The sequence below is a fragment of the Paraburkholderia sp. HD33-4 genome, assembly GCF_021390635.1.
Lineage (GTDB): Bacteria > Pseudomonadota > Gammaproteobacteria > Burkholderiales > Burkholderiaceae > Paraburkholderia.
The window spans coordinates 1,414,694-1,433,873 of record NZ_JAJEJS010000002.1 but is presented as its reverse complement, the minus strand read 5'-3'; the positions used below and the strand labels follow the sequence as shown (position 1 = coordinate 1,433,873).

The 19,180-nt window shown below is 60.8% G+C and carries 29 protein-coding genes and 1 pseudogene; 2 read left to right on the top strand and 28 right to left on the bottom strand.

Annotation, left to right across the window (positions count from 1 at the left end; genetic code table 11):
- Nucleotides 1-265: 265 nt before the first annotated feature.
- The 18 genes and pseudogenes from L0U84_RS26590 to L0U84_RS26505 all read right to left on the bottom strand — a co-directional run.
- Nucleotides 266-499, bottom strand: a complete 234-nt coding sequence (locus tag L0U84_RS26590) for a hypothetical protein (RefSeq protein ID WP_233854163.1) — start codon at nucleotides 497-499, stop codon at nucleotides 266-268.
- Between the two features lie 187 nt (nucleotides 500-686).
- Nucleotides 687-1,130: a hypothetical protein gene (locus tag L0U84_RS26585; RefSeq protein ID WP_233854162.1), complete on the bottom strand. Its 444-nt coding sequence runs from the start codon at nucleotides 1,128-1,130 to the stop codon at nucleotides 687-689.
- Nucleotides 1,127-1,369: a hypothetical protein gene (locus L0U84_RS26580; RefSeq protein WP_233854160.1), complete on the bottom strand. Its 243-nt coding sequence runs from the start codon at nucleotides 1,367-1,369 to the stop codon at nucleotides 1,127-1,129. The genes L0U84_RS26585 and L0U84_RS26580 overlap by 4 nt, the downstream gene beginning before the upstream one ends.
- Nucleotides 1,370-1,392: 23 nt before the next feature.
- On the bottom strand, nucleotides 1,393-1,665 hold the full coding sequence (locus tag L0U84_RS26575; protein WP_233854158.1) for a hypothetical protein: 273 nt from the start codon (nucleotides 1,663-1,665) through the stop codon (nucleotides 1,393-1,395).
- Nucleotides 1,665-1,952, bottom strand: coding sequence for a DUF7249 family protein (locus tag L0U84_RS26570; protein WP_233854156.1), 288 nt, complete (start codon nucleotides 1,950-1,952; stop codon nucleotides 1,665-1,667). The genes L0U84_RS26575 and L0U84_RS26570 overlap by 1 nt, the downstream gene beginning before the upstream one ends.
- 12 nt (nucleotides 1,953-1,964) lie before the next feature.
- Entirely contained in the window at nucleotides 1,965-2,201 is a 237-nt protein-coding gene (locus L0U84_RS26565; protein ID WP_233854154.1) for a hypothetical protein, read from the bottom strand.
- Nucleotides 2,201-2,449: a hypothetical protein gene (locus tag L0U84_RS26560; RefSeq protein ID WP_233854152.1), complete on the bottom strand. Its 249-nt coding sequence runs from the start codon at nucleotides 2,447-2,449 to the stop codon at nucleotides 2,201-2,203. Before L0U84_RS26560 ends, L0U84_RS26565 begins: the two co-directional genes overlap by 1 nt.
- Nucleotides 2,450-2,470: 21 nt before the next feature.
- Nucleotides 2,471-2,728, bottom strand: coding sequence for a hypothetical protein (locus tag L0U84_RS26555; protein WP_233854151.1), 258 nt, complete (start codon nucleotides 2,726-2,728; stop codon nucleotides 2,471-2,473).
- A gap of 191 nt (nucleotides 2,729-2,919) precedes the next feature.
- Nucleotides 2,920-3,342: an antirestriction protein gene (locus tag L0U84_RS26550; protein ID WP_233854150.1), complete on the bottom strand. Its 423-nt coding sequence runs from the start codon at nucleotides 3,340-3,342 to the stop codon at nucleotides 2,920-2,922.
- A 75-nt stretch (nucleotides 3,343-3,417) separates the two neighbouring features.
- Nucleotides 3,418-3,819: a hypothetical protein gene (locus tag L0U84_RS26545; protein WP_233854149.1), complete on the bottom strand. Its 402-nt coding sequence runs from the start codon at nucleotides 3,817-3,819 to the stop codon at nucleotides 3,418-3,420.
- Entirely contained in the window at nucleotides 3,816-4,175 is a 360-nt protein-coding gene (locus L0U84_RS26540; protein WP_233854148.1) for a DUF3846 domain-containing protein, read from the bottom strand. The genes L0U84_RS26545 and L0U84_RS26540 overlap by 4 nt, the downstream gene beginning before the upstream one ends.
- Before the next feature lie 21 nt (nucleotides 4,176-4,196).
- Nucleotides 4,197-4,502, bottom strand: coding sequence for a hypothetical protein (locus L0U84_RS26535; protein WP_233854147.1), 306 nt, complete (start codon nucleotides 4,500-4,502; stop codon nucleotides 4,197-4,199).
- Nucleotides 4,499-4,912: a hypothetical protein gene (locus L0U84_RS26530; protein WP_233854146.1), complete on the bottom strand. Its 414-nt coding sequence runs from the start codon at nucleotides 4,910-4,912 to the stop codon at nucleotides 4,499-4,501. Before L0U84_RS26530 ends, L0U84_RS26535 begins: the two co-directional genes overlap by 4 nt.
- Nucleotides 4,909-5,604: a YkgJ family cysteine cluster protein gene (locus L0U84_RS26525; RefSeq protein WP_233854145.1), complete on the bottom strand. Its 696-nt coding sequence runs from the start codon at nucleotides 5,602-5,604 to the stop codon at nucleotides 4,909-4,911. Before L0U84_RS26525 ends, L0U84_RS26530 begins: the two co-directional genes overlap by 4 nt.
- The gene (locus tag L0U84_RS26520) at nucleotides 5,591-6,193 is read right to left on the bottom strand and encodes a hypothetical protein (protein WP_233854143.1); all 603 of its coding nucleotides are present in this window, start codon (nucleotides 6,191-6,193) and stop codon (nucleotides 5,591-5,593) included. The genes L0U84_RS26525 and L0U84_RS26520 overlap by 14 nt, the downstream gene beginning before the upstream one ends.
- Nucleotides 6,190-6,474 carry a hypothetical protein gene (locus tag L0U84_RS26515; protein ID WP_233854141.1) on the bottom strand — a complete coding sequence of 95 codons (285 nt, stop codon included), beginning with the start codon at nucleotides 6,472-6,474 and terminating at the stop codon, nucleotides 6,190-6,192. The genes L0U84_RS26520 and L0U84_RS26515 overlap by 4 nt, the downstream gene beginning before the upstream one ends.
- Nucleotides 6,471-7,526, bottom strand: coding sequence for a helix-turn-helix domain-containing protein (locus L0U84_RS26510; protein ID WP_233854139.1), 1,056 nt, complete (start codon nucleotides 7,524-7,526; stop codon nucleotides 6,471-6,473). The genes L0U84_RS26515 and L0U84_RS26510 overlap by 4 nt, the downstream gene beginning before the upstream one ends.
- A gap of 228 nt (nucleotides 7,527-7,754) precedes the next feature.
- Nucleotides 7,755-7,922 (bottom strand): annotated as a pseudogene (locus L0U84_RS26505) (aldo/keto reductase); the annotation flags it as partial.
- 169 nt (nucleotides 7,923-8,091) lie between these two features.
- On the opposite strand from L0U84_RS26505, the gene L0U84_RS26500 reads away from it, so the two are divergent.
- Nucleotides 8,092-8,289 (top strand): hypothetical protein, encoded by a 198-nt coding sequence (locus L0U84_RS26500; RefSeq protein WP_233854138.1) that lies wholly within the window; start codon nucleotides 8,092-8,094, stop codon nucleotides 8,287-8,289.
- On the opposite strand, the gene L0U84_RS26495 is transcribed toward L0U84_RS26500, so the two are convergent.
- Nucleotides 8,286-9,824: a hypothetical protein gene (locus tag L0U84_RS26495; RefSeq protein ID WP_233854137.1), complete on the bottom strand. Its 1,539-nt coding sequence runs from the start codon at nucleotides 9,822-9,824 to the stop codon at nucleotides 8,286-8,288. The genes L0U84_RS26500 and L0U84_RS26495 overlap by 4 nt on opposite strands.
- A 337-nt stretch (nucleotides 9,825-10,161) precedes the next feature.
- On the opposite strand from L0U84_RS26495, the gene L0U84_RS26490 reads away from it, so the two are divergent.
- On the top strand, nucleotides 10,162-10,773 hold the full coding sequence (locus tag L0U84_RS26490; RefSeq protein ID WP_233854136.1) for a hypothetical protein: 612 nt from the start codon (nucleotides 10,162-10,164) through the stop codon (nucleotides 10,771-10,773).
- 100 nt (nucleotides 10,774-10,873) lie between these two features.
- Here L0U84_RS26490 and L0U84_RS26485 read toward each other — a convergent pair whose 3' ends face one another.
- The 9 genes from L0U84_RS26485 to L0U84_RS26445 are packed head-to-tail and all read right to left on the bottom strand — an operon-like array spanning nucleotide 10,874 to nucleotide 19,178.
- Nucleotides 10,874-11,476, bottom strand: coding sequence for an alpha/beta fold hydrolase (locus L0U84_RS26485; protein WP_233854134.1), 603 nt, complete (start codon nucleotides 11,474-11,476; stop codon nucleotides 10,874-10,876).
- Complete coding sequence (locus L0U84_RS26480; protein WP_233854132.1) at nucleotides 11,473-11,934, bottom strand: hypothetical protein; 462 nt, start codon at nucleotides 11,932-11,934, stop codon at nucleotides 11,473-11,475. The genes L0U84_RS26485 and L0U84_RS26480 overlap by 4 nt, the downstream gene beginning before the upstream one ends.
- Before the next feature lie 10 nt (nucleotides 11,935-11,944).
- Complete coding sequence (locus tag L0U84_RS26475; protein WP_233854130.1) at nucleotides 11,945-12,241, bottom strand: hypothetical protein; 297 nt, start codon at nucleotides 12,239-12,241, stop codon at nucleotides 11,945-11,947.
- Nucleotides 12,242-12,252: 11 nt separating this feature from the next.
- Nucleotides 12,253-12,696, bottom strand: coding sequence for a lysozyme (locus L0U84_RS26470; RefSeq protein WP_233854129.1), 444 nt, complete (start codon nucleotides 12,694-12,696; stop codon nucleotides 12,253-12,255).
- Entirely contained in the window at nucleotides 12,693-13,052 is a 360-nt protein-coding gene (locus L0U84_RS26465; protein ID WP_233854128.1) for a hypothetical protein, read from the bottom strand. Before L0U84_RS26465 ends, L0U84_RS26470 begins: the two co-directional genes overlap by 4 nt.
- Nucleotides 13,036-13,209, bottom strand: coding sequence for a hypothetical protein (locus tag L0U84_RS26460; protein WP_233854127.1), 174 nt, complete (start codon nucleotides 13,207-13,209; stop codon nucleotides 13,036-13,038). Before L0U84_RS26460 ends, L0U84_RS26465 begins: the two co-directional genes overlap by 17 nt.
- Nucleotides 13,210-13,219: 10 nt before the next feature.
- Complete coding sequence (locus L0U84_RS26455) at nucleotides 13,220-15,088, bottom strand: glycoside hydrolase family 55 protein (protein ID WP_233854126.1); 1,869 nt, start codon at nucleotides 15,086-15,088, stop codon at nucleotides 13,220-13,222.
- On the bottom strand, nucleotides 15,088-17,664 hold the full coding sequence (locus L0U84_RS26450; protein WP_233854125.1) for a lytic transglycosylase domain-containing protein: 2,577 nt from the start codon (nucleotides 17,662-17,664) through the stop codon (nucleotides 15,088-15,090). Before L0U84_RS26450 ends, L0U84_RS26455 begins: the two co-directional genes overlap by 1 nt.
- On the bottom strand, nucleotides 17,664-19,178 hold the full coding sequence (locus tag L0U84_RS26445) for a hypothetical protein (protein ID WP_233854123.1): 1,515 nt from the start codon (nucleotides 19,176-19,178) through the stop codon (nucleotides 17,664-17,666). Before L0U84_RS26445 ends, L0U84_RS26450 begins: the two co-directional genes overlap by 1 nt.
- Between the last annotated feature and the right edge of the window lie 2 nt (nucleotides 19,179-19,180).

Genomic DNA, 19,180 nt, shown 5'->3' with positions numbered 1-19,180 from the left:
AGGAGACCATCAAGGGTGGCACAGCGCTGATTCTAGCGCTCTGGCGGCTCCGTTGCATAGTGTCCGCCACAACCCCACACGCACACCCGCGCGAGCCGCCTGTAGACACCGCCTGATGAAGCGCGCAGGCGTAAAAAAACCCGCCGAAGCGGGTTGATTGGTGGATCATGAGCGCCGGTCAAGGTACTCCCATAGCGCGGCTGCGCTGACACCGATGACGACGCCGAGCGGGACCATCGCGAGCATGGTCAGACACGGGTGAACGTCACCCATAGATGTACACCTGACAGACGCGGTTGGCCGCGAAAATGACGTTATCCACCAGAAAGGGATAGTCGTTCCCGAACCCCTGGCGCAGATGGGTCACCAGCGCCGCCGCCGCGTCAATCGCGCTGGCGCAGTCCGCACCGCACGGTGAGTCCACGGGCATTTCATCCCCCATCAGGTCGTCCATCGGGTCGCGCCCGAGTTTCTCGACAAAGTACTCGTGAACGTTCATTGCGCGTCCTCCCTCACCGGGTAACGTGACAGGTTCGCGTCCACATAGGCGCGTACCTCCTCCGCTGTCCCCCGGTACGTCTGTGCCACGTACTCGTGGACCGTGCCGTCAACACGCCGCACCACCTGTGTCAGGTGCGCTTGCGTACCATCCGCGCTGAAGCGGATGAAAACCTCTCCAACCTCGTTCACTGTACTTCTCCCTTGATGTCGCGCCTGAGCATCCACCCGTCAGTCGCGGTGACCCGCTTTTTCCCCAGGTACTCCCCCTCTGCCGAGTAGTTGTCCTCCTGATGCGTGAGCGGTTGCCCGAACAGGACATGCACCAGCGTGACCACCCCGGTCTTCAGGTGAAATGGTCGAACCTCCAGAATGGCCCCCTGCGGGAGCACCCGTTCGGGACCAGTGGTAATGATTGCGCACCCCGCCACATTGAGCAGGTGAACAAGCTCTGGCGTCGCGCCCTGTCCAGCGGACGTGTACGCGTTATACAGAGCCGGTTCCATGTTCACCAGCGCGCCCGGTGTGGTGCAGTACATGGACACACCACCGCGCAGTGTGACCGTGGCGCACGCGGGTGCCGCCGCCAGCGCGAGCGCCAGCGACACCACCGCCGTCCTGAGCTTGTTCATTGCTCCTCCTTCGGGTGGTTGCGCGCGTAGTCCTGCGCCTCTGTGAGCAGGCGAAACGCGTACCCTGTGTTACCTACCGTGAACAGCCGACCGAAGCGGCTACCGACCGGACGGATCGCGTGACCCGCCACCCATTCCACAATCGACGCGTCCAAGTGCTCGCTGAATAGCCGGTTGTACTCGGTGGGGCCAACACGTTCAGCGAGCGCCGCGCGCTCTGCGGGATCATCCCAATTCATCAATTCACCTCGTCAATAAACCATTACTTCGTGCGCCGGATACGGTAGAACCGCACCGGCATCTCATCCCCCTTGACCGCGACGCCAAGGTGCAATTTCATGTCGTACTCGCGCGCCGGGTCGTGCTTGGTGACCGCGCGCATCGAGCGCTTGCAGTTATCGAGCACCAGCGTGCCGTCGCGGTCCTCCTCCAGTACGCTTTGACCCACCTCCAGTTCGAACAGGCGCGACGCGAGCGAACCCGCGTGAAAGGTGCCAGTGGGACGCCCACGTGATTTCGTTTCAGTCGTCATCATCAGTTCTCCAGTAGTTTTTCCGCGATCTCTCGCCAGTCCACGTCGCCAAGCGAGCGGGTTATCAGGTCGCGCCACACACCCGTGACCTGTTCGGGGACCGACTCCATGTGGTCCGCCTTCAGGTAGTCCGCCAGTTCATCCACCAGCGCAGCACCCGTACTGTTACCGAGCGCGCGCATGTCCGCGATGGTTTCCAGCGTGTAGCGCCACGTGCCCTGGTCCCCCGTCATCCACCGGTGGACGCACCACGTCGCGTAGTTGGTCCACCCGTTGTATTGCCCCGTCATTTCCCGTACCTCTCAACACCCAAAAAACAACCTGATTTCCGCGAGGGTCATCTGACCGTCGTAGTCAAGTTCAAACACGTCCAGCACCAGCGCGGGGTCATCCCGCCGCGCGACGCGCTCTGCGGTCTCGCGATCCGCTTCGATAGCGGTTACCTCCGGTACTTCGCCTTCCTCAATAAAACCCTCCAGCAAAAAGGCTTCCGCCTCGATCAGGTCGAACCCCTCATCCGCCACAAAGTAGACTTTCATCAGCGCCACCCCAGTTCGCTTGACACCGCACCGGGGAGGTAACCCAGTTGCGTCCCTTCCGCGAGGTACACCACCGGTTCGCGGTAGTCGTCGCGCATGTCGTCGTCTTCCTCGTCGCGCCCCAGGTCCACACACACCACACCCGCAATCGCGTACTCAAACGGCCAGTTCGGCTGTTGCGCGATACGCACCTCCGCGTCCTCGGGCATCCCTTCCAGCAACTCCATCAGTTCACAGACCTTCATCATTAACCCCTCGTTACCCTTTGCTCAGTTTGTCGGGAGCGACTTGAGAAAAAACTCGCGCTCGACCTGTTTGGTGCCACATACCGCGACCACGCGGAACACGATGTATTTCGTCCGCGCCGTGTGCCCGAACCGGTGGGGTTCGGCGGACCTGATCACACCCTCGGTGACCACGTTCTTGTCGGTGCGCACGCGTACCGTGTTGCCAATCGACCGGGCGGCGATCTCGCGCGCCCTGGCGATCAGCGCGGCGTCGCGCGGGTCATTCGATTCCAGCGTCATGTTCAAACCCTCATTACCGTTAAACCAACCACCCAACCAACACAACACAACCAACCACAAGACAAATATTACACCCCTCACGAGGGTGCCGTAAATAAGAATTCGTCGGGACTTACCCGTCCCATCTGAAGGGGGTCAAAAAAAACCCCGCCGAGGCGGGGTGGTGACGCGCTGTATATATAGGGGGCACCTCAGTCGATGGCGGCGAGCACCGCGCCCGCCTCCGGTTGGTCGAGGACGTACTGACGCAACTGGTGGTAGTTGTCGGTGAACCGCTCGCGCAGCGCTTCGTTCTCGATCCAGCACAGGGAACCAAGCACGAACAGGGTGACGGTCATGCCAAACGCCAGCGCGCTGACCTCGCCCTCGTAGCCGTTGCCCGCGACGCTGATGGTGTAGCGCTTGTCGTTGTCTGGGGCCACGAAAAACCCGCCGTTGGACAGGCGGTAGAACGCCCACAAACCACCGTTGTAGTCGGCGGAGAGTTGGTCGGCCTGCCGGTAGATCATCGCCTCGCCCTGCATCATCAGGCGCGGGGTGAAGACATCGGGAAGGAACGCGAGGCGTTGCCGGGTGGGAACCACGGTCGCCGTGATGGGTTGCTGCTCAGTCATTTGTGAAGTCATCCTGATCGTTTAAAAACCGGCGCAGCGACGCGCCGGACAACCATTTTAACTTCGCCATCCGAACTAATTTTTTTGAGGGGCAAGGCTGATGCCGGTCAACAGCGCGCGCCGCAGCGCCTCGACAAAGTGCTCACCGTGCAGACGCGCGGCGTCGGGGTACATGCCAACGAGGTGCGGGCTATAGGTCTCATACGCGCCGGGCTCGTTACCGTAGCGGGCGATCAGGGTTGGAGGTAGCGGTGGCTGGAGACCTATATAGAGGTCGTAGCCGCCGAACCCACCGAGGGGGATACAGGTCGGCGCGCCTTGCGGCGCATAGCGCATCGACGCGTGCGCGCGGTCATCGTGGAAGACATGACAGGCACCACAATAGCGCTGCTCCACGTCGTTCGGGTTCCACGATATGCGGCCGCAAAGCCGACAGCGGATTCCGCGAACCGGTGTTTCGATGATCTCGAATGTCATACCTTGCTCGCCCACACAATATGCGCGCGCACATAGTCGAGCGCGCTTACGGGACTGGCAATGTCCCCCTCGTCATTGCGGCCCACCCATAACGCTCTGCCCGTGAGCGGTTCATGCGGCCACAGGCGGCACAGGAAAAACGCCTGCTCGGACGGCTTGCGGTACTTGCCGTCCTCGTCGACAAACAGCAGGTCGCCACCCGCGTTCACCGGGTTGACCGCTTCGATGGTGGTGCAGTCGAGTAGCGCGTATATCTCGTGCAACTCCTCGGGGCTGCTCACCGCCGAGTGCAGGGTGACGTGTGTCACGGTGCGCGCAAACGGATCGACCAGCCACGCATGGCGTAATTCCGTCATGACCGTTCCTGCGAGAAGGGGTTAGCCGCTATGCCGCTCCAGCGGACCAGCAGCGGGGGCGAAGTCGGCATCAGGTGCGATCACCACGTCACCGAGAATCGGCCACGTCGTGCCGGGGACGCAGCGCGCGTGATACATGGCCGTTGCCGTGGCGTTGACGGGTAGACCCCGTTCGCAACCGAGATCATCAAGGATCATCACCTCACCGTGCGCGAGGTTCACACTGTCCAGCGTAGTCGCACCGATCAGGTCCGCGACCTCCCTGATGGTCATCGGGAGCGGGATCGGCGTTTCAGTACCATCGGCGCGGATCAGTCTGCGGCTCATGCGTGACCTCCCTCGTTCATCAGGGGTTGCACGATGTTCACGGCGTCGCCATGACCTTGCAGAGTTTCGAGCCACTGCGTGCAGTGCTCCAGCGCGCCAGTGAAACCCAGTTCGGTCGCAACGCTCCACACCGCCTCCGGGCTCGGTACTCGACCCGCCTTGCCGACACTCATGCTCAGGTGGCGACATGTACCGACCGGGTGCCCGGTCTCGATACTGAAGGTCACAAGGAAGTCCGCGGGCAGGTTCACACTCTGTGTCGTCATCTGCGCGCGATGTGCCTGCTTGTTCGCAGGCACCTTGAGCCGGTCACTCAAACCCCGCATGTCAACCGGGTGCGCATTGGCCCGCTTGCGCAGTGCCGCCAGCTGTCGGCGCTGGTCGGGTCCGATCAGTAACGGTGTGGTCATCCTTTACCCCTCGGAAAGAACTCACGGATGTCGCCCACCACGGGCGCACTCTCAACAGTACGCGGCTGCATGCGCCCGGTGCGCGGGTTGCGCTCCACGCTCTCGCGCCGGTCTATGGCCGTCATCGCGAGCGCCGTCTGATAGTCGAACATGTTCATGTAGGGCACCTTGCTCGCGGTTTCACCCACCAGTTCGCACAGCAGCGCGTCGCGGTCCATATTGAATAGCTGTCGGCACGCGAGCGGACGCGAGCTGTAGATCGAGCACGCGCCGTGTGCGTCGAGAAAGGTGCACGGGTTGTGATAACCCGCTTCGATGTCGTCGCGCCCGCTGATCCCCGTGAGCTTCACCGGCTTGACACCGATGCGCCGACCGATCAGTTCGGCTTCCTGCACCGGCACCAGCACGGGCGTATGACAGCAGTGCGAGCAACCCTTGCGACACGCCGTATGCGGCTTGGCAATCTCACCGATCTCGTCCACCGCTTCCCATAGCGCCTCGATCTTCGCGCCGGTCGTCATGGTGGTATGGTTGATTACCCGGTTCACGCGTTCATCGTGGCGCACCTTCAGCGGTATCGCGCGCTCGTTGATGATGGCGACGACGCGCTGGAGCCGTCCGTCGCTTTCAATCAGGGTCCAGCGCTCGCGCACCGCCACATCGTGCGCGGTCACGTCTTCAGTGATCGGCATGGAGTCGCACCTCGCGCGCAGTAGCAATGGCCTGTTTCGCCGCTTGAATGTGCGGTATGTGCTCGGTCCAGTCCGCGATCTGCTGCGCCAGCGTCGCGCACTCGCCGCGCACATAGTCGAAGGTCCGGTAGACGAAGTGATCGAGCGCGAACTGCGCGTCTCCACCTATGAGTCGCAGGCTTTCGACCAGTTGCGGTTGAAGGTCACCCGCATGTCCGCAATCGAATCCGAACCACCACCCGGTGTGATCGTGCATGCGCTTCGACCACGTGAGTCCACCGTGTGCGCCTATCAGCATATTGAGCGGCGCAAACCCCTGGGGAACCTTCTCACCCGCCGACTGCTCCAGCGCGAACGCGAAGACGTCGAGAACGCCGTGCTCGTTCATGTCGAACGTGCGTGTCAGCCACGTGTCCGGTGCGGGCACCAGGTCGAGCCGGTCCACACCGTAGAGCGGGTGTGAAGCGGGCACGCCAACATAGCCGCACAGGTGACCGAGCCCGTCCGAGCGCCGGATGACACACGTGAGACCCGCCGCGCTGAACATCGCATAGTCGGGTTCGCTCTCCCACGGCTTCGTGTTGCTCATTGGTTTAGCGCGAGGCTAATCGCGTCCGTGCAGGAAGTCGCGCCAAGGGAGCGGAAGTCAACGAAGCGACACGCACTGTCGATCACCGCCTCGTCCCACACGCCCATCGTGTCGCGGTAGATAAAGCGATCACCTGAATTGAGCATGCCGGAGGCATGCAGCGCATCGACCACGTGCTCGATGTCGTTGGTGACGCTCATCCCCTCGTCACGGTCGGTGACACACACAAAGCGCACCGAGTTGCGCACGCGGGTTTCAACGCTGTAGGTGGAGTGCATCATGCGGCCCGTGCCTCCGCGCTGCGCGCACGACGCAGCACCTCCTCGGGTTGCGCACCGCGCACCGGCACACGCACGTTCGCCTCGGGCATCCCTGCGGGTCGGAGCAACTGGGCGGGCTTGCAGTGGAGCGCCGCGGCCAGCTTCTCCAGCGTGCGGGCGCGCAGGGTTGTATCGCGCTCCTCCATCTTGCGGATATTGTCGTTGGAGCACCCATACGCGTCGGCAAGCTGCGCGACGGTGAGTTCGCGGTGGATCCGCCACGCGGTGAGCGGAGACTTGCCGCCGATGATATGTGCGAGCACCGCCTTGGGATACTCGGTGCCCTCGGGTGCGTTCACTTCCGGTTTCGCGCTGTCCGCTGGAGGTGTATTGGACTGCTCGATCACGCGTAGCCACGGCTGCGTGTTGCTACCCGGCTTCGCGGTCAGTTGCGCAACGCTGCAATCCAGTATCTCGGCGAAGCGGGCGAGTGTCTTTGGCGTGGGTGTGGAGTATCCGTTCTCGTGCCAGTTGACCGTAGCCTTGCTCTTGCTGAACAGGTCCGCGACATCGTGCATGGTGAGCTTGCGGTAGACGCGCCACGCGCGCAGGAAGTACACGCCGCGCCGCACCTGCTCGGCGACTTCCTCGGGGACCGGTGCGGCGAACTCGCGCACGAAGATCACCTGCTTGGTCTTGTGTCCGGTGATGCGGTTTGGATCGGTGGGTGACGCGGCAGGACTTGGAGTGGGATCGGCGGGGGCTGGTGAAACTTCGGGTGGTGCGAGTGGTTCGGGTGGTAGTGCTGCGCACAGCTTGTCCCACTGTGACGGTCTGGTGCGAGGCGGTGGTTCGGCTGGTGATGTGGTGGGTTCGACAGCAGCGGCAGCGAGCGAGGTCTTGAACTGTCCCGGTCGGGTCTGTGTCTCCAGGCTCGCGGTCTGCGCCCTGCGTGCCTCGCGCCAGAATTCGACCAGCGCGGAAAACATGGGATAGGGAATGGTGGCCTTGAGCTTGTTGCCTGCGTGGTCGGTCTCGTACCGAACCTCGGACATGTCGAGTCCGTAGTACATGCGCGCCTCCCTTGGGCTTTGGCAAAGACTGCACCCTAGACGATAGGTTAGACAAACCCGAATCGGGGTTAACTCCCGATGGTCTGAAACCCTTGCTGGACGGGGCGGAAAACGTTTGCGGGGAGGCGGTCTAAGGGTTAACGCTCGATGGTCTGAGACCCTTGCTGGACGGGGCTTGGCGGCGGGTTATCCCAAAAAGTGGGGTACAATATATTGAGTGGTTTTAGTGGTATCGATGAAATTGATGCCCGCGTCGAGCGCCCGGCCGACCAGCCGCTCCGCGTCGTTCTGCTGCAGGTCGCCGATCTGCCGCCAGATGCCTTCGCCGCCGCCGAAGGTCATCGTGCCCAGGCACAACTCCGAAACAAACGACCCGATAGACGAAGGTTTACGCAATCAAATCATCAGGTTGCGCGATTTTCAGTGGTAAAAACAACATGCAGAAACGTCATGTTGCGTCGTAAACAAATCAATAAGTTACGCGTGGTTTTGAACGCAGTTACCCGTGTCGCATAGTTCAAATCCGCCACGCTGCTAGAATCGTCCGACCAAACGGAGACGCCTAATGAACAACGAAAAATGCAGGTTTTGCGGATATGTCGGCCCTATCGTCTGCGACGGAATCGGCCCGCGCATGGGGTGCGACATGCCGGGAAAGCAGCCTGGCTATCAACCGCCATCAGACGCGCTGATTCGCGCGGAGATCAACGGAGATAGCCCGGTCATGCCGTTCGTGTCGGAGTTGCAGACGCTGGTGCCCTAGCTCCCGGTATCGACGAGGGAACCCATCAGGGCTGAGACCGTAGTCCCGAGCGGGTTGGATAGCGTTGCGGTGGATGGAGTAGCGACCATGCCCCACGGATCGCCCTGGAACATCTGATAGACGAGCACGCCTGCGATGTTGTACTTGTATTTCAGGTTCCACGCCTCATTCATCAGGCGAGTACAGTAAGCAGCGTTCTGTGCCTCGGTCCAACCACCGTTGCCGTTGAACTCGGAAATGATGATCGGAACGCCGAACTGCTCTTTCAGGTACTGGTAGACGTTGAAATACGGTCCGTTGACGAACGTCTGCATGCCAGTCAGGAACCCATACGACTGATAGTTATGGAACGCGCTGATATCCCACCGAACGGGCGGCCCTCCAGGCGTGACGGTATTCCCGGCGGCCGGCGAATTCCCGTTCCAGAGGTTGACCATCGCGCCGACGCTCGCGATCGTGAAGGCATTCGACGCTGCCAGACAGCCGAGCGAATGCACACCATCAACAGCGCCGTGGATGATGCCGCGCATAATCGGCCATTGGGCAATGCTATACGTGTACGGGTAATAGCCCCACGTTCCGCCGCCTGATGTCCCGTTGCCATACTTCGTATCCAGTTCGTTCCCACACTCAAACATCGTCACGCCGTAGGGCTTCAGCGCGCTCACGACGTGCTGCGCGTAGAGATAGCCGTACGTATAGGCGGCCTGCTCGTTCGGCCATTGATTCGTACCATCTGAGGTCTGGTCAAGGTCGATGCAGACGTAAAGCTGAATGTTCAGCGAGTTCGCCTGGATGTACTGCGCGAGGTTGACAATAGCCGCGAGTGATGCATCACTTGACTGCCACGTGTATCCGACGTTCTCGACCGTCAGTCGCAACGTCGTCGCATTCATAGCCGTCATACATGACGCCATCTGCGCATTGGTGACAGCGCCACCGCCGGCAGACAGGTCATTGAAGTGCGCGTTGGCACCCCAGAAAATCTTTTTACCTGGCAGCAGCCGGTTCGTCGGATACGACTTGCCCTGCACCGCCCAGATGCTGTACCGCTGGATCTGCATGCTGTCTGAAGCACTGGCCATCGTTCCCCAGAACGCCATCTGTAGCGGCTGGCCCGCGATGCCCGAGTAAGTCATCGTGAACGTTGTCGCCTTGAATGCAGTAGTCGACGACGAGCCAGGCACCTTGGATGATGAAACCAGTTGAGCCGTTGCAGTCTGCCCAGAGAACGTGATCCGGAACATCAATTCATTCGAGATATTGGTCGTCTCGATGTCCGAGAACAGCGTCGCCATCAGCGTGCCGATGTCGCCGAAATTCACGTCGAGTTGCTTGGTATTGGCGCTCGAGCTGCACGACCAGCTGATATTCACAAGCAGTTCTGTATCCGGGGTAATGGTCGCAGGAACAGTGATATTCACTACGTCGAGCAAAGTCCGCGACGTTGTGCCAGTCAGCGAATATGACGGCACATTGCTCTGTGCCAGAGAAATGACGTTATTGTTTGGCGACGCGCCGATTGCTCGCAACATGACTGCTTCTCCTTAGCGGCGGCGCCGCGCCGTGATGGTCCCATATGCGGAAAGTGTGCTGGTAGTGAAGTTGCCTTGGGCTACCAGATAAACCGTGGTCGTCGATGCCAGACTCACCCGAATCGTCGGGATCGTGACGCCAGCTACGGTCGTAATGCCCGCTGCGTATGAGCCTCCCGTAACAAACGGCGTGGCTGTAGTGGCGCTCGTCTGACTGGCTGATCCCACAAGCAACTGAACGACAGTCGTAGCGCCAACGTTGTAGTCCACCGCGCCGAAAACGTCCCAATCACCAGCGGTCAATGAGATGGATGTGACATTGACGGGCGTCCCGGACGTGAGCGAGATCGCCGAACCGGAAGCGATCGAGGAAGCGATCGTCTCGCCAACGCTCCCTGCGTTCGCATTGTTATTCGTCGTGGTGCCTACGATGCCGTTCGTCTGCGAAGGCGTGAACGTGCTGGTGCTGCTGAGCGTGGTGAAGCTACCGGCCGCCGCTGCCGTGCCGCCGATCGCAGGCGGCGACGCGAGGTATGTGCTGAAGCCTGAGCCACTGACCGTGCTACTCGCGGCAAGCGTCGTGAACGATCCGGTGCTTCCGCTGATTGGAGTCCCGGTCACGCCGTCAAGCATCGTCACAATACCGGTGCTGTTCGCGACGGAGATCGGGCTATCAGTGAACGTGCCCGCGACGTATCGCCCGAGGGTAAAGGCGCTCGTTGACGATGTATTCGTCAATGCCCATTTACCAGTTCCGGTGTTATTGAAGAACAGCGATGAAGCGCTGGCGCCGCTGGTATCGTTGATCGCCATCACAGGGCTAGCGTCGCTTACCTGTACGGTGCCTGTGAACGTCGCGCCAGTCAGCGCCGCCGCGCCTGTCACGTTCGCGACCACCATCGTTGCGAATGTTGGCGCACTGGAAGGGCCATTCGATATGATCGCCTGACCGCTCGTTGATCCGACCGGATTCAAGAGTTGAACAGGAACGAGAGTCGCGCCGAAAGAAGCGGCCGAGAAAAGCGCCAGCAGCGCGCCGAAGATTCGTTTCATGTTGTCGCTTCCTGAGAAGTGGTCAGAGCATCGATCACCTTGACGATTGAGTGATCGAGCGTGTTAGGGAACGGCAATTCAGGCTTTCCGATCTGAATGAGAGGCGCGGAGAGCTGCCAGTAAAACGGCACGTCCGGAACGATGTCGAGACCATTGCGATAGAGCGCGACCGGGACCGTGGCGAGGATCGCAGCTATGTTCGTTTCCGGGCTCACGCGCGGCGGCTCGAAGCCATAGACGGCGATCGGCGGCTTACCTTCTACCGTCAGCGCAGCTGCGGCACAGACTGCGATAGCGGCGCCAAGACTATGGCCCACGAAGATGACCGGCCGATCCGCGATGGCAGCGACGACAGCATCGGAGAGCGTCACCCATGCGTTCCAGAAGCCGCGGTGAACCTTGCCGATGCCAGGCACGTCGATAATGTCGATATCGAAATCGGCTTCCCAGCACTCGCCATTGTCCGAGCCGGGAAATGCGACGACGAGCCCCGCATCAGTCAGTCGAACGATCGCGCGCGAGGCGCTTGCCGCAACGCCGATATCCGGCGCCGCGGTATAGGACTCTTGCGCGATCAGCGCGAATTCCAGCGCGTTCATTGCGACACAGCCGGAGCAGATGCAGCAGCGGGCGCCGAGGCAGCGGCCGGCGCGGTTGCCGGATGCACCGTTGCGACTACCTGCTCGGCGAGTTGCAGCAGGAGCGGCCCGAACGTTCCCAATCCCAAAGCGATAGCCTGGCTCGGGAAAGCGGGCGTAGGCGGGATTGCGTTGAGGATGATCACGAGCTGAGGCAGCAGCGTATTCGCCAGTTTCTGTACGCTGCTCACGTCGATTGCCGATCCCGCGTTACAAGCAAGCACGTTCAGGTCGTGCGCCTCCTTTGCAACGGCTTGCCCGGCCGGATTGACCAGCGGGCTGATCGAGATCGTTTGCAGATCCGCTGTGACGGTCGGACAGAGCGCGTTGAACTGCTGCTGCACGGTCGGAAGGTTCTTGCAGCCGGCGAAACCGACAAGTGCCGCGAGCGCGGCGAAGATCAGAAAGATGCGTTTCATGGCGGTTCCTTTAGTGTTGGGGAGTGGCGGGGATGGGAGCACCGACGACCGCTGGGACTGCGGTCGCTTGCTTCGCCGCAAGGAGAGTGGCTACTTCCTCAGCGACGGAGGTCACATTCACGCCGGTCTCTTTCGCGTGCATGACGTTCAGCGCGAGCGCGTCGAGTACCCGATATGCCTTCCCCCACGGAGTAGCGGGATTCGGCGTCGGGATGACCGCGGCGATTGCAGATGCCGCAACCACCAGATGCGACGGATCGGCTTGCAGCCAGTTGAGAATTGCCATCAGGAATTGCATGGTGTTCATGTGATTTCCTTTTAAGAGCCAAGTAGAAAGAGAGCCTTCTCGGCGTCCCTGCGCTTCACCAGACCGGGCAGAACTTCTCCTCCGGCCAGATCCCATTTGTCGAACTCATTCGCAGCGGCAAACGGATTGCCTGCATTGACGAGTTCAAGCAGTGTCGAGTGCTGAAGATTGCCGAGGCCTTCGTTGTAGGCGAAGTCGCACAGCGCGCCCTTCTGCTCATCCGTCAGAGCGACAGTGCATATCTCGTCGATGCGCGAGCCGATCGCGTTCATGCGGTTCGAGAGATCACTATCGGCCTGCTCCTGCGTCCAGACGGTCTGCTTCGTGATGCCGTAGCCGGTCGCGCCATAACCTATGGTCGGAACCAGCCAGCCGTGTGCAGGGTCCGGATAAGCCTGCAATCGGCATCCTTCGAACTGCTTCGCGAGCGAGACCGCCAGATCGACCCAACTCATACGATCCTCGCCGGTATAACTGCGTCTTCGTCGAGGCTGTAGACGGCGCACGCGCGGTGGTAGCCGTCAGCAATAATCAGCTTGTCGCCAGTGCGCACGAGCAGGATCGGCGAGAGCTTTTGCCCTTCATGAACCTTCTGACGATCGCGTTCGATGTGGCTATTGCTGATGCCAAGGATCGGCAAACCCGAGGCGCGCATGATGTCCTTCGCCTTGAATGAAACCTTCTTGGCGTGTCGCAATCTGTCGACGAGTTCAGCCGCTTCCTTGAGCGTGAAATGCAGGCAGAGATACGACAGCGCCGCAGGGTAGTCGTGATGTTCCGGCTCATCCAGCCATTCAATCGCGTGAGACATTTCTCCCTCTCGCAAAGTGCGCCCATATCGTCACGACGCTACAGACGATCGACAGAACCAGAGCAATGTTCGAGAGCGTGATGTCGCTTACGAAATGGCCCATCGCAAAGGCGAGCCATGAAACAAAAGAAGCGATCAGATTGCTGTGGTTATTCATGTTTTCCCCGTTATTGCGAGCCGCCGCCGATGGTGTTGTTTGTGCCTGCGTTATTGACGTTCGTCCCGTTCCCGCTGTAGCAGTTGGACTGGACGTTGACGAACTGAGAAGCCGCGAGCAATGCAATTGCGATGGTCAGCCCGTTGAACTGGTTGCCAGTGATGACGCCCGCGCCCTGCTCATAGGTGCCGATTTGCACGCCCTGCTGATTCACCGGCGAGCCGTTTGCGGTGCTGAAGATGTTCCCGACGATGCTGAGATTGGCCATCTGTGCCGCGTTGATGCCGACCGAGTTATTCAGGACCAGGAAGAAGCAATTGACGAACGAAACCGCCTGGCAGAAGACCTGGAACAGAACCGAGTCGTTAATGTTGGCGAACTGCGACGAATTGACGGTCAATTGATCAGGCGCGACGGCCGTATTCGGGACGATGATCCCGACGAAATTCCCGGTGAAATTGCACTTCGAGACGGTGACGCCCTGGCAGTTACCGCCGTAGACGAGGCCGCTTTGCAGGTGCGTGAACGAGCAGCCGTCGAGGTTGTAGACCACAGGAATGATCGTGTGATCGTTCGGCGCATATCCGAGGCTGATGCCGGCGCCGAATGGCGTTCCGGTAGGGCCATAGAAGGTGCAGTCGTACCAGTTGATATTCGAAGCGCCGAGCACGCTGCAACAGTTGCCCCAATAGTTCGTTTCGTTGAAGCCATCGCTGCCGCGGAATTCGAGATCGCGCATTGTGCTGAGGCTGTATTGCCCCTGCCCTGTTGCGAACGTCGCATTCTGCTCAAGCGTGAGGCCAGCATTACCGCCCGCAGTCGGAGACAGGAACGAGATGCCTTCCACGCGTACGCCAGTCCAGGCGGAGCCATACAGAATGGTGAAGCCACTGCTAGCCGCGGCGAACTTGAATAGTGTGATGCCCGAGCCCGCGCCACGAATCGCCAGACCAGCCGGATTCGTCTGCGTCGATGTCATCGTGATCGTCTGCTGCGTGGCGAAGTAGTACGTCCCGGCCGGGAAATAGATGTTGACCTGATTCGTCGGGCACGAAGCGATAGCGGCGGTGAGTGCCGCAGTGCAATCCGCCACGCCAGTCGGATCGGCACCGAACTGCAATACGTTCACATGGTCATAATTACCGACGACGTTTTGCCACTTGGCGGGCGAGACCGCCGTTGCGACGACCGATTGCCCGAGCGTCGTGTCGTAGTACATCTGCCCGATCGACTGCGGAACCGGGCGCGCGCTCGTAGGACCAAACACCGGGAAAGAGAAATTGGCGATACCAACCGTGTTGGTTCCGGGCGTGCCGACAGTCAGCGCCGTTCCGCCCTTCACATAGACTTTGTTCGTCCCTACCGGAATAACGGCGTTGAACGTGAGCGTGTTTCCGCTGAGCGTATAGGTATCGCCGCCTTGTTCTACTCCGTCGAACGCGACCCACAGATTCGATGCAGAGCCGTAGTTCTGCGAGAGCGTCAGGCTCGTGGTCGTCCCTGCGGTGAAATCCACACCGTTGACGAAGCCAACCTGGCCGCCGCTGCCCTTCTCGTCAGTCATGTTGCCGACAGCGATAGGCGCGATCGCCATCACGTCACTGGCCGTCCATAGCTGATTGCCGAGCGAGTCGAAAAGCGTGAAGGCGTACTGAATCCCGGTCTGCAAGAAAAGCTGACAGGAGATCCCAGACGAGTTCGAAATCTCGCCGCGCGAGTTCAGCGGAATCGGATTCGGAAGCGGCGTTGCGCCGGCTGAATCCTGATAGGTCGGATAGTTGACGCCGCCTACCTGCGTGAGAAGGCTGCCGCCTGCATTAAGCAGACCGGCATTGTTCAGAAACGACAGGATTGGCGATTCGGCGAGAGCGACGGACATTATTGGGTTCCCCGATTACGGATCAGCGAGTTCAGCGGGACGCCGACGCCTGCGCCCGGTTCGAGCGAGCGGGACACCGCTTTTTCACCCGCGCGACGCTCAAGCGCCTGTCGGGTCCATGTGCCGATTGGCACGCCGAAGGCCGCTCTATTGGCGACGCCCTCTGCGGCAGATTTGGCGGCGCTGGCGGCGCTCGCGACGAACGTATTGCTGTTGTTCACGTAGCTGCCGCGCGGCTGCTCCTGCGTATAGCGCGCCACGTTGCCGAGCTTTTCGAGCGTCTGTGAGGCTTGCGGGCCGAGGACAATGCGTGTCTTGTCGCCGAGATTGACGAGCGCCTTATTGAGCCCCGCCTGGCTGATGTTTCCTGAGCCAGTGCGTAGATCAACGCCGGCCTGCTGTCGAACGTGGTCCATCAACGCAGACGCGACGAGTTCCCGGTTGGCTGGATCGTTCGACAGGTTCTGCATCATGTTCTGGACGTTCGATGTCTTGCCGCCTGCGATGTACTTGCGCGCGAAGTCATCAGCAAGCGCGGAAGGCTCGCCAGCGGGCGCTATATCGTTCACCGCGGCCTTGTATGCCGGGTCTGCATCCATCGCCTGGAATCGCGCGCGCGCGCTTGCCTGCGCCGTCTTGTATGCAGCAAAGGCATCGGCGCCAGCGGCCGACGGATCAAGCTGCGAATTGACGATGCTGTCGCGCAGTGCGCCGATGTCGTGCCGAACCGAGCCATCCGTTGCGCTTTTCAGCGCTCCGGATAGTGTCTTGTCGATGTCCATCAGGTCACCGACGTTCATGGGGCGCACTGACGAACCATTGACCTCGAAGCCGGGAGGAAGCGCGACCTGATTGGCGCTCGCATCGCGGAAAATCTGCTGCACGTTCGCCGGCAGAGCGTTAAACCGCGTCGGCCCGATCTGCGCGGCGAAGTCCTTCATCTGCGGCGCGGCATCGACCAGAGCAGGCGCGCCGTTGTTATCGCGCGCTTTCGCGTACAGCTCCGAAATCTGCTGCTGTATCGGCGCGTCCATTTCCTTGTACGCATCGACCAATGCTTGACCGGTCGGCGCGCCAGAAGGGACATTGACGTTCGGCGAGACCTGATCGCGGATCGCGGAGAGGTTGTCGGCAATCTGGCCGTTCTGCGCGTTGAAGCGGTTCGCAAGTTCCGGATTACGGCCGCGCGAGTTCATTTCGCTCGACAGCAGATTCACATCACCGCTCGCCTGCCCTGCGGTCAACTCGATCGGAACCGGAAGAGATCCGGCTTCGATATGGCGCTCAGCAGCGGTCGGATTCAATTCACCCGATTTCTCGGCTGCGGCGATCTTCTGGACGATCGGTGAAGGAACGCCTTCATCTGCGGCTTGCTGGGCAAACGAGGTACCGGCCGCGCCAACGCTTGGGCGCCCAGGAACCGGCATAGGCGCATTCGTGAGCGCGGGCGCTTCCGGAGCCTTCAGGCCGGTCACCGTGCCTATTGCATTGCCGAAGTCGCTAGCAGTCTGACCGGCTGCTCTGCCTGCATCAGCGACCGCTCCGCCGACCTTGCGCACGCCGGCCGCTGCTGCATCTGCGGCATAGCCGACTTCATTCGCAATGCCGCGCGCGAGCGGTGCGGCGAGATGCGCGGCGCCCGGAACGAGCATCGCGGCAGACTGCGCCATGTTCGCTACGTCCTGCTGCGGCAAGCCGGTCGCATTCGCTACTGCATTCACGCCTTGACCGACAGCGCCGCCTACGGCCTGCATCGCGCGCTGTGATGCTTCGCCCTGATAGCCCAGTGTATTCGTGACGCCGAACGCATTGCCCACAGGATGAATCGCACCGCCGAAATGCGCCGCTTGGGCCTGCGCTTCTTCGGGGCTCATGCCCGAGGCGCGCGCGAGTGCGTATGTTCCTTGCTGCGCTATCTGACCGGGCAGACTCAGCGCGGTATCGGCGAGCCCCGCTGCGGCGTGGCCGAACTGCTGAAGCGGCGTTTCGGCTTGCTGAGGCGCGGCTGTCGGCTGAACTGGCTTTGCGGCTGGCGCTGCGGGCGCGCCGCTCATCGCCGATTGCAATGTGTCCAACAGATCCGACTTCGGGCCGCTATCGGCCGGCGCCTGCTGACCTGAATAGGACTGCCCCGGCGTGGTAGGTGCAGGACCGCCAGAGAAGCCCGGTACGCCGTTCTCAACGTGGTTGATGTACTGCGACGGATCGGCATGCACGAAGCCGCCATAGGCCTTCAATGCGCCGTCATAGCTGCCGCCGTTCTGCGCTTTCAGCTTCTGCAAATACCAGTCAGCCGCCGCGCGCGATTGCTGCGGGTCGAACGGATCGAACTTGACGCCCTGTTGACGTAGATCGGCGATCGTCTGCGGAAGGAACTGGTACGGTCCCATCGCGCCGGTCTGCTTGTTGACGAGATTCTTGCCGCCGCTGCTTTCCTGATTGGCCAGGTTGTCCAGCATTTGCGACGGCGTGCCATAGCTTTTCGACGGATCGAATGCACCCGGGCCACTCGGCGCGGCGCTCTGCGGCATCTGCGCGCCGGTTGCCTGCGAAAGCGTGGCGAGAAGATCGTCCATTACTGGGCGCTCCCCGTATTCGACAACTGCTGAAGCGCGGACGCCTTCTGCATCAGCGCCTTGAACTGCGGTGAGTTCTTGCCGCCGAGGCTATTGACGATCGAATTGACGGTCTCGGTGTCGCCACTCTTCGCCGCGTTGTACATCTGGTAGATGCGCGGATCGAAGTTCGCGCCCCATTGCTGGTCAAATTGCCGCTTGGCGAAAACGCCAGCAGAAGGGTTCGCTGCGATGGCGCGCTCAAGACCAGGCTGATACGCCTGTACACCGGTCGTCAGCGCATCATTGAGCTTCGTAACTTCCTTGATGGCTTGAGGCGTATATCCCAGCGATCCATTAGCCTTGATCTGCGCGTCCAGCCCGGCGTTTGTGTTCGGGCCCATCGACTGAGCAGCCTGCAATGCGGACCGCTCCAAGCCCTTACCAACGAGGTCATAGGCAGTCGCCGCGTCGGAATTGCTGTTGATCCCAAACACACTCAACGCGTTGCGCGCTTTCATGCCGATCGGACCTGTCGCAGCCACCTGATCGATGTTCTGCAAGACAAGCTGATTGTTCGTGTGAGCAGACGGTGCATTCGCAAATGCAGAGCGAGCCTGTTCGCGTTCAGCCGAAAGACCCGGCAGCGCCTGCGCGTCGCCCGGTTGTGGAACGTAGACGCCCTGCGTCGGCGGATTGGTGAGGCCGGTGATCTGGCCGCCGCCATTGCGGTTGACGATCATCGGTCCGCCGGTGACGCTGTTCGTGCCGACTTGCTGACGCTCGCCAAGTGGGATGCCTTGCTTGACTTCCGGACCTTGAGCGCCCATCGGCGTAGCCGAGTTCGGATTGACGTTGAACGCCTGCACACCGCCGTTCGGGCCGGTCGTGGTTTGCATATTCGGCGCCTGCTCATTAGCCGTCGTGCCGGCCGGCTGCAATCCCTGCACCGCATGCCTCAAAACCTGATTGCGCTGATCGGGAGTCGCATTCGGCGGAATCGCGCTAACAGCTTGCTGCGCGTTCTTGATAAACGGCACTAGGTCTGGATTCTGCTGGGCGAGTTGATCCAGCCGGGAAGAAACGCCGGAACTGTCGGGTTCGCCAATACCGGACGCCAGTACGCCACTAACCGCGCTGCGCTGCTCGTTGGTCAGTTTCAGAGCATTCGTGTGATAGGTATTGGCGTTGTCCAGCGTCGAGATGATGTTTTGCTGGACTGCCTGGCCGCTGATCGGGAGATACTTGTTCGCGAACTTGCTAACAGCCGGATAGTTCAGCGAGCCATCGGGATTCTTTATAGAGTTCCCATCCGGATCTTTCCCAGATGACAAAGCACTTTGATACAACTGGCGCTCTGCCATCTGCTGTTGCGCCATTTGTGCTTGACCCTGACCGACCTGAAGTTGCTGTTGGCCAAGCTGAAGATCCTGATTCGTTTTCGCGAGACCCAACATCCCCGAGAGCGTTTGCATCCCTTGGGTCGGGCTAGGAGATGTGATCTGATCTGCGACAGGCGCGCCAAAGTCCGGCATGG